General features: G+C 37.2%; 12 protein-coding genes. All 12 read left to right on the top strand.

Features of this window, described 5'->3' with window-relative positions; all coding sequences use genetic code 11:
- Window positions 1-1,184 (top strand): ATP-dependent DNA helicase RecG (locus ABY905_RS07830; protein WP_372642277.1); only part of this gene is annotated, 1,184 nt, incomplete at its 5' end.
- Between the two features lie 97 nt (window positions 1,185-1,281).
- Window positions 1,282-2,667: a hypothetical protein gene (locus ABY905_RS07825; protein ID WP_372642275.1), complete on the top strand. Its 1,386-nt coding sequence runs from the start codon at window positions 1,282-1,284 to the stop codon at window positions 2,665-2,667.
- A gap of 546 nt (window positions 2,668-3,213) precedes the next feature.
- Window positions 3,214-3,639: a SoxR reducing system RseC family protein gene (locus tag ABY905_RS07820; RefSeq protein WP_372642273.1), complete on the top strand. Its 426-nt coding sequence runs from the start codon at window positions 3,214-3,216 to the stop codon at window positions 3,637-3,639.
- A gap of 5 nt (window positions 3,640-3,644) precedes the next feature.
- The gene (locus tag ABY905_RS07815) at window positions 3,645-4,592 is read left to right on the top strand and encodes a Fe-S cluster domain-containing protein (RefSeq protein WP_372642271.1); all 948 of its coding nucleotides are present in this window, start codon (window positions 3,645-3,647) and stop codon (window positions 4,590-4,592) included.
- 15 nt (window positions 4,593-4,607) lie between these two features.
- Window positions 4,608-5,936: an electron transport complex subunit RsxC gene (gene rsxC, locus ABY905_RS07810; protein WP_372642269.1), complete on the top strand. Its 1,329-nt coding sequence runs from the start codon at window positions 4,608-4,610 to the stop codon at window positions 5,934-5,936.
- Window positions 5,937-6,042: 106 nt separating this feature from the next.
- Window positions 6,043-7,038 (top strand): RnfABCDGE type electron transport complex subunit D, encoded by a 996-nt coding sequence (locus tag ABY905_RS07805; RefSeq protein ID WP_372642267.1) that lies wholly within the window; start codon window positions 6,043-6,045, stop codon window positions 7,036-7,038.
- 2 nt (window positions 7,039-7,040) lie between these two features.
- A complete protein-coding gene (locus ABY905_RS07800) occupies window positions 7,041-7,736 on the top strand; it encodes an RnfABCDGE type electron transport complex subunit G (RefSeq protein ID WP_372642265.1) in 696 nt (231 codons plus the stop codon).
- Entirely contained in the window at window positions 7,729-8,313 is a 585-nt protein-coding gene (locus ABY905_RS07795) for an RnfABCDGE type electron transport complex subunit E (RefSeq protein ID WP_372642263.1), read from the top strand. The genes ABY905_RS07800 and ABY905_RS07795 overlap by 8 nt, the downstream gene beginning before the upstream one ends.
- Window positions 8,314-8,325: 12 nt before the next feature.
- Window positions 8,326-8,898 carry an electron transport complex protein RnfA gene (locus tag ABY905_RS07790; protein WP_372642261.1) on the top strand — a complete coding sequence of 191 codons (573 nt, stop codon included), beginning with the start codon at window positions 8,326-8,328 and terminating at the stop codon, window positions 8,896-8,898.
- Window positions 8,899-9,125: 227 nt separating this feature from the next.
- Window positions 9,126-11,000 carry a DUF3857 domain-containing protein gene (locus ABY905_RS07785; protein ID WP_372642259.1) on the top strand — a complete coding sequence of 625 codons (1,875 nt, stop codon included), beginning with the start codon at window positions 9,126-9,128 and terminating at the stop codon, window positions 10,998-11,000.
- Window positions 11,000-13,003, top strand: a complete 2,004-nt coding sequence (locus ABY905_RS07780) for a DUF3857 domain-containing protein (RefSeq protein ID WP_372642257.1) — start codon at window positions 11,000-11,002, stop codon at window positions 13,001-13,003. The genes ABY905_RS07785 and ABY905_RS07780 overlap by 1 nt, the downstream gene beginning before the upstream one ends.
- Before the next feature lie 72 nt (window positions 13,004-13,075).
- The coding region (locus ABY905_RS07775; RefSeq protein ID WP_372642255.1) for a tetratricopeptide repeat protein at window positions 13,076-13,402 on the top strand (327 nt) is incomplete at its 3' end.

The raw sequence follows: 13,402 nt of genomic DNA, 5'->3' as shown, positions 1-13,402 counted from the left end.
TAATGAGTATGCTTATGGCTCTTGACAATGGTTGTCAGGCCTGCCTAATGGCACCTACTGAGATTCTTGCTACCCAGCATTTAGAAACAATTGCTGAATTCCTTGATGGTATTAATGTAAACTATGCCTTACTGACTGGATCAACTAAGGCCAAAGACAGAAAAATAATTCACGAACATCTGCTAAGTGGAGAGCTTCAGATCATTATTGGAACACATGCCCTTCTCGAAGATATCGTGCAATTCAAAAATCTGGGTTTTGTTATCATAGATGAACAGCACCGTTTTGGTGTTGCACAAAGAGCAAAATTGTGGGCTAAGAATCCTATTCCGCCACATATATTGGTCATGACGGCAACCCCTATTCCCCGAACTCTTGCCATGACTCTATATGGTGATTTGGAAGTGTCTGTTATAGATGAACTTCCTCCAGGACGTAAACCGATTCAAACCGTTCACTATTTCGAGAATAAAAGACAAGAGGTTTACAAGTTTATGAAAAAGCAGATCGATTTGGGACGTCAGATCTATTTGGTTTATCCAATGATTAAGGAATCAGAGAAAATGGACTACAAAAACCTTGAAGAAGGTTACGAATCTGTCGCTAGTTTTTTCCCTCCTGAAAAGTATAGTATCAGTATGGTGCATGGCAAAATGAAACCTGCTGATAAAGATGCCGAAATGCAACGCTTTGCCAAGGGAGAAACTCAAATTATGGTAGCCACTACAGTTATTGAAGTCGGTGTAAATATACCCAATGCCTCAGTCATGATCATTGAAAGTACTGAGCGTTTCGGATTGTCACAACTACATCAACTTCGCGGACGTGTGGGACGTGGAGCTGATCAATCCTACTGTATTCTCATGTCGGGCTACAAACTTTCAAATGAATCGAAAAAACGAATTGAAACCATGGTAAGAACCAATGATGGTTTTGAAATTGCCGAGGTGGACCTAAAACTGAGAGGACCTGGTGATATTGAAGGCACACAACAAAGTGGGATTGCCTACGATCTTAAAATCGCCAATCTGGCAAAGGATGGTCAAATTTTGCAATACGCTCGTGACATTGCTCAAAGTATACTTGATAAAGATCCTATGCTCGAAAAAGAGGTCAATTTTACACTAGCAAAGCAAGTAAAACGTCTCAGTAAAGCACAATTCAACTGGAGTGTCATCAGTTAAAATCAAATTATATATCAAAATTAATAATATTCAATCCATCCTTCTATTTTGACTTTTGGGTGGTATCCGTAAAAAAAAATAAACAAACCTATACACCATGAGAAAATTTACCCCATTTATTTTAGCTGTCCTTTTCTGTGCCTTTTTAGTCCCGCAGAAAGCGAATTCACAAGTTAATTTTGAGTTTGAAAGCTCTTTTGACAATCTCAATTCACTAGATTCTGTTAGCGTATTTTCATCAGCATTCGGCTTTGCTCGAATTGGAGGAGAAAACTATGCAGGTGTACGTCTTAACCCGGAACTACGACTAGGCAAAGTGGGTGTTGGATTTGATATTCCTGTTTATTTCAATTTAGACGACGGCAAAATGTTCACCGATGAATTTAAAGGGGGAACTGGTTTATTGCGAATGATTTCATACTTAAGCTATGGCAAAAAGAAGAAAGATCCTGTATATATTAAAGTTGGCCAGTTAAGAGGTGAGCATGTAGGTTATGGTAGCTTGGTAAACAACTACAGCAATTCTATGAGTTTTGAGAAACGTAAAACGGGGATCAGCTACGATATCTGCATCAAAAAAATGTTTGGTGTAGAAGGTATGTATAGCGATTTCAACACAGGCTCTTTCAACTTATTCGCTATCCGACCTTATGTGCGTCCTTTTGGTGCCAGCGAAATCCCAGTGATTAAAACCCTTGATATGGGTTTCACCTACGTGAAGGATAAGGATAAAAGTAAGCGTTACGATGAGAGCAACGACATCAACCATTTTCTTGAGGATGGTATGAGTGCCTGGAGTATCGATATGGGAATCACATTAGTTAATTCGTCGGTTTTCAACCTTCAATGGTATGCACATTATAGCCAATTGAGACAAGTTGAATCTGACAGTTTGAAAACTTATTTTGCTGCTCCTGAAACACTGGCAAATTACGATAATGGCACAGGAATGGGTGTTGGTTTAAATGCTAATATGAAAATCATTGGTAACTTATTTAAATTGAATGCTCGCATTGAACGCCTTTGGTATAGCGACAATTACATACCTCAATTCTTCGATGCCATGTATGAGTTAAACAAAGATGCTAAAATTGCTCAGCTAGGAAGGGCAGAAAAACAAGAAGGTATCTACGCCTCATTAAATGCAAGTATTCTTGATAAAATTATTGTTGGAGGTAACCTATTACTCCCCGATGATATCAGCGAAACATCGCCAGCCTTCATGCAGCTTCATCTAAGAACTAAAGATCTTTTCGATAGAATCCTGATTGAAGGTAGTTATAGCAAAGGAAATTTAATCAAACTTGATGATGCTTTCAAGTTTGATGAAAACTCGCTTGCTCTTATACGTTTCGCTTACAAAATTAGTCCTATCCTTTACACAGGTATTGACTACCGTTGGGCTTGGGTTGAAAAAGATAATGGAAAATACAAAATTGACAATTCTGTGATGCCATATGTGGCTCTGAAATTCAATTTCTAAAGCCATCTTAGAAACACATAAAAGCGGAACTTGCAGTGTGCAGGTTCCGCTTTTTGTATTCACCACAAATTAACTCACTCATTTAAAACAAAATACACAGACTCACATTTTCTTTACTGATGAGATTAAACAATCAAAATAATTAATCACACATATGATAGAAGGGCTATAACAGCATCTTTATCTTAAAATCATTCTAAATTAAAAAGCATTTCAGGAATACACAAAATAATGATTTTTTTCTCTAATTCCTCAAACAGACTGTGTTCAACACAGATAGATGAAAAATTGCTATCTCTAGTTTACAAAAGAGGCGAACTCCCTCTATTTAAACAGATAATAAATAAACCAGGCTCCTGATGCTATCTGACCTAAAGTGTTATTTTTGCTGATGTGTGATAAAAATTATGGATCTAAAAGATGTTGAATAACGACACATAAACACTTATTAATTAGACAGATAATTCGTTAACTTTAAATTTTCAACTTCAATTTCATATAAACTAAAATTAAAGTTCACACAGCTAAACAGCGAGACGAAAATACATGCAGAACAACAAGCAAATAGATCACGTCGGAACCATTACTGAGATAGAAAACGAGAAAATAACAGTTAGTATACTCAATGCATCGGCCTGTTCGGGATGCCATGCCAAGTCGGCTTGCTCCATGTCTGATATGAAAGAAAAGAACATCGACATCATTGATTATAGCAAATCATTTGAAGTTGGCGAGAAAGTAAAAGTTGTCTACAGTGAATCCTTAGGCTGGTTGGCCTTAATGTTAGCCTATGTTCTTCCCTTCGTTTTAGTATTAATCACTCTATTTATCGCTTCAGCATTTACCAACGAACTAGCAAGTGGTTTGGTAGCTTTAGGCATCTTAATACCTTATTATAGTCTTCTTTATTTTTTTAAAGATCGACTTAAGAAAACGTTTTCATTCACTATACATAAAATTGTAAATATCTAAAAACAATGAACATTATAGTTATCACGATTATTGCTTTGTGTGCTATTGGAGTTGCTGCTGCAATCATCCTTTACTTTGTAGCGCAAAAATTCAAAGTATACGAAGATCCTCGCATCGACGAGGTAGAAGAATCATTGCCTGCAGCAAACTGTGGAGGATGTGGTTATCCGGGATGTAGAGCTTTTGCTGAAGCATTAGTTAAGGCTGACGACATATCAAACTTAAACTGCCCTGTTGGTGGAGCCGCGGTCATGTCTCATGTTGGTGCCCTTTTAGGACACGAAGTAAAAGCTGCAGACCCAACGGTTGCAGTTGTTTGTTGTAATGGAACTTGCGAAAATCGTCCGAAAACCAATATTTACGATGGTGCGGCTTCTTGTACTATTGCAGCTTCGTTGTACTCAGGAGATACGGGTTGCCAATATGGTTGCTTAGGTTTAGGTGAATGTGTTGACGCTTGTAATTTCGATGCCATGTATATGGATGAAAAAACTGGCTTACCTGTTATTATCGAAGACAAGTGTGTATCATGTGGCGCTTGTGTTAAGGCTTGTCCAAACAACATCATCGAACTAAGAAAGAAAGGCCCTAAAAGTCGTCGTATTTTTGTTTCCTGTGTGAACAAGGACAAAGGTGGTATCGCTAAAAAAGCCTGTTCAGTTGCTTGTATTGGTTGTGGTAAATGTGTGAAAGAATGTCCATTCGACGCCATCACACTTGAAAACAACTTGGCCTATATCGATTACAACAAATGTAAGCTGTGTCGTAAGTGTGTTATAGTTTGCCCAACAAACGCCATTCACGAGTTAAACTTTCCACCTCGCAAAGAAAAGCCCGCTGCTAAACCTACTGCAGAAACTGTAAAACCAGTTGCAAAATCAGTAGCAAAGCCTGAAGCTGATACAGCTGCAAAAAGCGAAGACAAAGAGAACGGAACATCTGATAACAAATAAATAGGAGGACAATCAGTGTTAAAAACATTTTCAATAGGGGGAATTCATCCGGAAGAAAATAAACTTTCTGCCCAAAGCGCAATCCAAGAATTGCCAATTCCTCAAATAGCGACTATTCCAATTGCTCAACATATTGGTGCACCTGCTAAAGCTATCGTCAAAAAAGGCGATGTGGTTAAAGTCGGTCAAGTTATTGCTCAAGCGTCAGGTTTTGTATCTGCCAACATTCACTCTTCGGTATCGGGAACGGTATTTAAGGTTGATGAAGTGATGGATGGAACTGGTTTCCGCCGTACTTCTATCATTATTAAGGTTGAAGGCGATGAGTGGTTAGAGCATATCGACAGAAGTAAAGAGCTTGTTACAGAAATTAATTATACTAAAGAGGAAATAATCAAACGTGTTAGCGCTGCTGGTATCGTTGGGTTGGGTGGAGCAACTTTCCCTGCTCACGTGAAACTATCAGTTCCTCCAGGCAAAACGGCTGAGGTACTTATTATAAACGCAGTTGAGTGTGAGCCTTATTTAACTTCTGACCATAGAGTGATGCTTGAGAAAGCTGACGAAGTTATGGTGGGAACCGAAATCCTAATGAAAGCTTTAGGAGTCAACAGAGCCATCATCGGTATTGAAAATAACAAGCCTGATGCCATTGCCCATATGACTCAAGTGGCAACAAAATATACAGGTATTGAAGTTTGTCCTTTAAAAACCCAATACCCTCAAGGTGGTGAAAAGCAATTGATTTCTGCCATTATGAAACGTGAAGTTCCATCTGGAGCGCTTCCAATCGAAGTGGGTGCTGTGGTACAAAACGTAGGAACAGCCTTTGCTGTTTACGAAGCTATTCAAAAGAACAAACCCTTATTCGAACGTGTAGCAACAATCACAGGTAAATCATTGAAGAGTCCATCTAACTGGAAATTCAGAGTAGGAACACCTGTCAGCGACATTATTGAAGCAGCTGGTGGCTTACCTGAGGATACAGCTAAGATTGTTGGCGGTGGTCCAATGATGGGTAAGGCATTGGTTAGCCTTGATGTGCCTTTAACCAAAGGAAGCTCGGGACTACTTTTATTGGCTCACGAAGAAACAGCGCGAAAAGCCACCAAGGCTTGTATTCGCTGTGGTAAATGTGTTTCGGTATGTCCTATGGGATTAGAACCCTATTTATTAATGGTATTGGCTGACAAAAAAGAATACGAGCGACTTGAAAAAGATGACATTATGGATTGTATGGAATGTGGCTCATGTAGTTTCACCTGTCCTGCAACCCGACCTCTTTTAGACTATATCCGATTGGGTAAAGGCAAAGTTGGTCAGATTATGCGTTCAAGGAAATAAGGCTGAAGGATAAAGGAATGAAAGGTTTAAAAAATCACCTTTTATTCAATTACTTTAACTTTTTTCACTTTAACCTTTATACTTTAAACTTTTTAATTAAAAAAATATGAACACCAAAGTACTTGTCGCACCATCGCCACATATTCACAGTGGCGATTCCATACAAAAGAATATGTATGGTGTGGTTTTTGCGATGCTTCCGGCTCTTCTATTATCATTCTATTACTTTGGTTTGGGTTCCCTTATTGTGACCCTTACTGCCGTTGCATCATGTTACCTTTTCGAATTCTTAATTCAAAAATATTTACTAAATGTAGAACCTTCTATTAAGGATGGTTCAGCATTGATTACTGGTATTCTTTTGGCATTTAATATGCCTGCCAACTTGCCTATCTGGATCATCATTATTGGTGCTTTAGTTGCTATTGGTATTGGAAAGATGACCTTTGGAGGATTAGGAAACAATATTTTCAACCCGGCACTTGTGGGTCGTGTTTTCCTTTTGATCTCCTTCCCTGTTCAAATGACATCCTGGCCTAAAGCTCTTGGTTTTGAAACCTCTTATTTCGATGCTGAAACAGGTGCTACACCTCTAGCTATCATCAAAGAAGGATTAAACAAAGGAGATTCTTTAACGGATCTACTGGCTCAACTTCCATCTAATATGGATATGTTCCTTGGAAACATGGGCGGGTCCTTAGGTGAGGTTGCTGGAGCAGCTCTTGTTCTTGGACTAATTTACATGTTGGTTAAGAAAATCATCACTTGGCATATTCCTGTTTCAATTATTGGAACAGTCGTGATATTCTCTGGCATTCTAAATCTGGCTAATCCCGAAGCTTATGCAGGGCCTGCTTTCCATATTCTAACAGGTGGTTTATTGTTGGGAGCTATTTTTATGGCAACCGACTATGTAACTTCTCCAATGTCGAATAAAGGCATGTTGATCTACGGTATTGGAATTGGTTTATTAACCGTTGTGATTCGTGTATTTGGAGCTTATCCTGAAGGGGTATCATTTGCTATTCTCATCATGAATGGATTTGTACCACTTATTAATGTATCTGTTAAACCTAAGCGTTTCGGCGAAAAAAGGAAATAATCATGGCTGGTAAAAAAGAATCTACATTTATAAATATGGTTCTGGTGTTGTTTATAATAACACTAGTAGCATCAGCTGCTTTGGGTGGGCTTTACGAACTAACCAAAGAACCGATTGCCACAGCTAAGCTGGCAAAAAAATTAAAAGCAATTAAAGAGGTTGTCCCTACTTTCAACAACAATCCTAGCGATGATATGTATGAAGTGGAAATGTCTGGTGGCGATAAACTGGAATTCTATCCTGCCAAAATGGATAGTACTTTAGTTGGAACTGCCGTAAAAACCTTCACAACTCAAGGCTTCTCTGGCTATGTTTGGGTAATGGTGGGTTTCTTACCCGATGGTACCATCAACAACTATTCAGTTTTGGAACACAAAGAAACGCCAGGTTTGGGAACAAAAATGGCTGATTGGTTCAAACCTGTTGATCCAACAAAAGTGAGACTCAGTATGGTTGAAAAACTAGGCAAACTGGTAGGCATTAAATCTGGTGACTCAAAAGGAAGCGCAAAAGGTGACTCAAAAAGTATCATCGGAAAAAATCCAAGCACAACTAATTTCACAGTAAGCAAGGACGGTGGCGATATCGATGCCATTACAGCAGCAACTATCAGCTCTCGTGGATTCCTGGATGCGATACAAACAGGCTACAACGAGTATATGAAAAACAAAACGAAGGAGGACACAAGTCATGAATAACTGGCAAAATTTTACAAAAGGATTTTTCAAGGAAAATGCAGTGTTTGTATTACTTCTGGGTATGTGTCCAACCCTTGGTGTAACCTCTTCGGCTATCAATGGATTGGGAATGGGATTGGCTACGACCTTCGTACTGATCATGTCAAACTTGGTGATCTCACTTGTGAGCTCCATGATTCCTGACAAGGTTAAGATTCCCTCATTTATTGTGATTATTGCATCATTTGTAACCATAGTTGATCTGGTAATGGCCGGTTATGTACCTGCACTTCATGCACAACTAGGTGTGTTTATTCCACTGATTGTTGTTAACTGTGTGGTACTGGGACGTGCAGAAGCTTTTGCTTCCAAAAACAAATTGGTTCCTTCCATTATCGATGGTGCTGGTATGGGATTGGGTTTCTCTATGGCACTAACCATGCTGGGAGCCGTTCGAGAATTATTGGGAACGGGCAAGGTGTTTGATTACCCTATTTTCAAAGAAAATTATGGCATGCTAATATTCGTATTGGCGCCAGGTGCTTTCTTAGCATTGGGCTATCTGATTGCAATTATTAACCGATTAAGAAAAGCTTAAGGAGAAATAATCATGGAGTATATTATAATTATTATATCAGCCATATTCGTTAATAACGTTGTTTTGGCTCAGTTCCTTGGAATTTGTCCTTTCCTTGGGGTATCGAAAAAAATATCAACCGCTGTGGGTATGACAGGAGCCGTAACCTTTGTTATGATTCTGGCAACCATTGTGACTTACCTGATTCAAAAATTTGTATTGGATGCCTTTGGTATTGGTTTCATGCAAACCATCACCTTTATTCTGGTGATTGCAGCATTGGTGCAGTTAGTTGAGATCATCCTTAAAAAAGTAAGTCCTCCTTTGTATCAAGCATTGGGTGTGTTTTTACCATTAATCACAACCAACTGTGCAATTCTTGGTGTGGCTATCATGACCATTCAGAAGGATTACAACCTTTTGGAGGCTGTTGTGTTCTCAGGAGCATCAGCCATCGGTTTTGGACTGGCACTTGTATTATTTGCCGGTATTCGTGAACACCTTGACTTAATTGATCTGCCTAAGGGTATTAAAGGAACTCCTGCAGCTCTTATTGTAGCTGGATTATTGGCTATGGCCTTTATGGGATTCTCTGGAATCGTTTAACAAAATCATAGGTTATTTAAATTATTGTACTATATTCGTACTTCGTTTCAGAAATAACCTAAATCCCCATATGATCGTGCCCCAAGCACGCAAGAAAAATCAGCCAGTTCGATCAATCGAGCTGGCTGATTTTGTTTTATTTCCTTTACTCTTTATAAATAAAGAACTTCAATTGTATGTTTATGAAAAACATTTATATTTGACATAAACACTGATCTATCCCCCCTATGAAACCTCTTTTATTGAAGTCATTTACAATTGGATTCTTTTTATGCATTATACTACTAATTTCTTCCGAAGTGTCTTTAGGACAGTCAGGATGCGAAATTATAGACTTTTCAACAACTATAGAGGTAAATAAAAATAAACTTATAGAAGAAAGATCCTATATCATCCAGATAAACAAGAAAGAATCAGACTGGATCTCGGACATTGAAATTCCATATCAGGAAAAAGACAAATTAGACATCTTAGAAGCCTCAATCTTAGATCTCAATGGACAGACAATCCGTAAATTAAAAAAGAAGGAGATCACGACTCGAAATGATATCTCACGAGGCGCTTTTTATCAAGACAGATGGGTAAAAGAATTCAGCCTGAAATGGAACCAGTATCCCTACAGAATTAAATATACATACCGAAAAACCCAGAACAAGTTCCTCTTTGTAGCATACTGGCTTCCTCTGGTAAACACAAATGTACCTGTACAAAAAGCTTCTCTAAAAGTAATCTTGCCCAAAAATTACGACGTCACGATAAACGATTCAAATGAGTTAAGACACGATAGGAATGAGACAGAGGAAAATAAAATTCACTATTGGGAATCCAAAAACATGCCTGCAATCCTGAGCGAATCCTACTCTCCTCCTACACAGACTTTAATTCCATCTGTTAAAATTATACCCAAACACTTCAATTACGGGGTCGAGGGAAGTTTCGAATCCTGGGTATCCTATGGTCAATGGATTGAACAACTAAATGCAGGATTGGACATTCTGACGACAAGGGAAAAAATAAAAATTGATAAACTCATTAAGGGAATATCCAACAAAAGAGAGATCGTTAAAATACTCTATCGTTATTTGCAGGACAATACCAGATACATAAATGTTGCGATTGATATTGGAGGATTAAAACCCTACCCCGCTACCTATGTCTGCGAGAATAAATATGGGGATTGTAAAGCGTTAACCATCTACATGAAGGCCTTGCTAAAGCATGCTGGTATTGATTCCTTTTATACTCTTATTAATGCTGGAAGTAATACCGTCAAAATTACTAAGAAAACTCCTTCCCAACAATTTAACCATGTTATTCTGAATGTTCCCCTAGGGAAAGACAGTCTATGGTTGGAAAATACGGCCAGTTATTCCCCCTACAATTACCTGGGTACTTTCACTCAAGACAGATATGGACTAATGGTTAATGGCTCAGACACAAAACTTGTTAAAACGAAGCCATTAAAATTGAATGATGTATTGGTACAAAACATATATACTTTTAACTTAGATATAGAAGGGAAAGGCAATCTTCATGTATCAAAAAAGCTAAAAGGAGAAGCCTTTGATACGTATCAATACGTGAGATATGAACTTGATGAAACAGAACAAAAGCAATATATTGAAGGTGGCTTACCACTAAGCAATTGTGAAATTGATACTTGGAAGTTCCATCAGGAAGGCCGTGAAGATAGACGTCTAAGGTTAAGTATAGATTTAAAAGTCGAAAACCAAGTAAGAAAAATTGGCGACATGATCGTTTTGAGGCCTTTAGCCATACCATATTTTGACCTTGGGAAACCTGCTTCAAGAAAGAATCCTGTTAGAATTAACTACCCTGTAAATCAAAATGATTCCATAATCTACAATTTACCATTTACCAATCAATTCAAAGTTGAAATACCCGAAAATATCAACATCGAATCTAAATATGGAAGTTACACCGAACACTTTACTAGATCAAATGACCAGCTTATTTTAATCCGAAATTTTCAGTTAAACAAAGGAAATTATTCTCTCGAGGCATATCCCGATTTGTTTAATTTCACTGAAAAAATTAAAAAATCAACCAAGAAATCTGTCATCATATTAAATCAGTTATAATGAATAAAGCCTACATCCCCCTAATCGTTTTATTTTTATTGTCGAGCTTCGGTTTTTCCCAGCAAAATGACATGAAAATTGGAATAATAAACCCATACGAACAGAATCTTAAAACTTATAAAAAAGATCCCAAGGCTGACGCCGTTGTTGTATTTGATATCGGGAAATCTATTTTTTTTGATACCGATCGTGGAGGATACAACATCCGATTTACAAGAAAAAAACGCATAAAAATACTTGATAAAAGCGGGATTAAGTTTTCTGAAGTATCCATTCCTTTTTATGTAGATGGATTTGGTAAAACTGAATATATCAAATCAATTGAGGCATACTGCTACAATATTGAAAATGGGATTCTCATAAAAAAAGCATTGGATCAAAGTACGATATTTGAGGAGCAAATCAACAACAATTGGAAAACAAAAAAGTTTGTTTTCCCGGATGTTAAGGAAGGTTCAATAATAGAGTACAAATATGTATTGGAAACGCCTTTTTTATTCAACCTACCCGATTGGGCTTTCCAAAGTCAAATACCTACAATTTATAGCGAATACAATGTAAACATGATCCCTTTTTATGAATACGCATTCATCGTTCAAGGTATTTCAAGATTTGACCGTCAGGAATCCGTGGTATCAAAAAACACAAGAACGTGGGGAACCATTGTTGAAAATCACGGTGTTAACATAGGTAACGGTATTGAATTCAAAGATAAAATACATCTCTATGCGATGAAAGATATTCCTGCATTCAGAGATAAATCCTATATCAGCTCTGCTGAAGACTATCTAATGAAAATGGATTTTCAGTTAGCAAAGATACGTAGACCACAAGGATCTACTGAAGAAATTATATCTACTTGGCCCAGGCTTTGCGAAGATTTATTGGATCATGATAAATTTGGTAAGTATTTAAAGAAAAGTGGAAAATTAGCAAAGAAGATACTTGAATATGAAATCGATATTACGGATAAAAACGAAACAAACATACAAAAGGCCATTATCAACTATATCAAAACAAACTTCGACTGGAACGGTGTCAATTCGAAGTATGCTTCGAAAAAACCTAAAGAATTTTATGAGCAAAAAACCGGTAATTCTACCGATATCAACCTATTTATGTGTGCCCTGCTTAAAACTGCAGGCATCGATGCCCAACCTATAATTCTGAGTACGCGAAATAACGGAAAAATAAAAGGAAACTATTCTTTCTCCCATTTCTTTAACTATACTATCGTAATGGTTAAAGGTGATAAAAAAAGCTTTCTTACTGATGGAACCAATAGTCTAATAGCCTACAATAGAATACCCATAAGATGTATTAATGGCAAAGGATTGCTTGTAAATGAAGATCAAACAAGCTGGATTAGCTTATACAATAATATCAAATCTTTGGATACAAAAATCTTAAATATTGACATTAATACTGAAAATCTAAGCGCAGAAACAAAACTGTCCATACACTCCAATGAATTTGAGTCCTTAGGCTATAAAAAATCTTACAAAAACGACACAATCAAATTGAAAAAGCAATTGATGGAAAAAGGCTTATCTGAGATTCATAGCATCTCAACCCTCAACTATGAGCGAAATAATCTAGCCTATATCATCAATTGTAAAGGAGAAAGCCCAGTCGAAAAAATTGGAAACAAACTTATAGTATTGCCTTTTTTGGATTTCCCAATAAAAGAAAATAAACTAAAAGAACTAAGACGAGCTTATCCTGTCGATTTAATATATGCGAGAACCAAAACTTTTGAATCTAAAATAAACATCCCAGATGGCTATCAGATAAAATTACTGCCTAAAAATTATCTGATGGATAACGGGCTGGCTGAGATAAAACTGGAATATGTGAAAAATGAGAATAATATTGTCGTTCAAGGTACCTACAGCTTTAAGAAGAGTATCTATAAGCCTCAAGAATATGGGGGACTTAAAAACTATTTCAATACAATCATTAAAAAATTTAACGAACCAATTGTTTTTGAGGAAATTAACTGAGAATAGAAACAATACTGATCTCCTTTTAGCTTCGGGATTGTTTTATCCTATACATTTAATTAACACACCAATATGAAATCATTATTCTTCTGTCTTCTATTTACAATCACCTTCAACTCTTTGTACTCACAGGTTAGCACCGAAGATCGCAACAAAGCCGTATCTTTTATCAATCAGGCAGATGCCTACATTAAAGCTGAAGGTTATTCGCAAGCCATTATCAAACTTAAAACTGCCATTAAGCTGGACTCTACGATAAGAGATGCATTCATACTAATTAACCGTGCTTTTTACGAAACAGGCAACAGAAGTTCGCAACTTGAGTATTTGAAAAAGGCAAAATCGATTTATACCGATGATGATGAATTTCCTTATCACCTTGGTAAAATATATCAGAAG

This window comes from Ancylomarina sp. (assembly GCF_041555295.1).
Lineage (GTDB): Bacteria > Bacteroidota > Bacteroidia > Bacteroidales > Marinifilaceae > Ancylomarina.
Note: the sequence above shows the minus strand (reverse complement) of the source record. Positions and strands in the feature narration are given on the sequence as shown.

What these genes read in the sequence shown, in the direction of transcription:
- ABY905_RS07780 (WP_372642257.1), top strand. Translation starts at nt 11,000, where the DNA reads ATGAATAAAGCCTACATCCCCCTAATCGTTTTATTTTTATTGTCGAGC.
- ABY905_RS07805 (WP_372642267.1), top strand. Translation starts at nt 6,043, where the DNA reads ATGAACACCAAAGTACTTGTCGCACCATCGCCACATATTCACAGTGGC.
- ABY905_RS07820 (WP_372642273.1), top strand. Translation starts at nt 3,214, where the DNA reads ATGCAGAACAACAAGCAAATAGATCACGTCGGAACCATTACTGAGATA.
- ABY905_RS07815 (WP_372642271.1), top strand. Translation starts at nt 3,645, where the DNA reads ATGAACATTATAGTTATCACGATTATTGCTTTGTGTGCTATTGGAGTT.
- ABY905_RS07800 (WP_372642265.1), top strand. Translation starts at nt 7,041, where the DNA reads ATGGCTGGTAAAAAAGAATCTACATTTATAAATATGGTTCTGGTGTTG.
- ABY905_RS07795 (WP_372642263.1), top strand. Translation starts at nt 7,729, where the DNA reads ATGAATAACTGGCAAAATTTTACAAAAGGATTTTTCAAGGAAAATGCA.
- ABY905_RS07785 (WP_372642259.1), top strand. Translation starts at nt 9,126, where the DNA reads ATGAAACCTCTTTTATTGAAGTCATTTACAATTGGATTCTTTTTATGC.
- ABY905_RS07790 (WP_372642261.1), top strand. Translation starts at nt 8,326, where the DNA reads ATGGAGTATATTATAATTATTATATCAGCCATATTCGTTAATAACGTT.
- ABY905_RS07825 (WP_372642275.1), top strand. Translation starts at nt 1,282, where the DNA reads ATGAGAAAATTTACCCCATTTATTTTAGCTGTCCTTTTCTGTGCCTTT.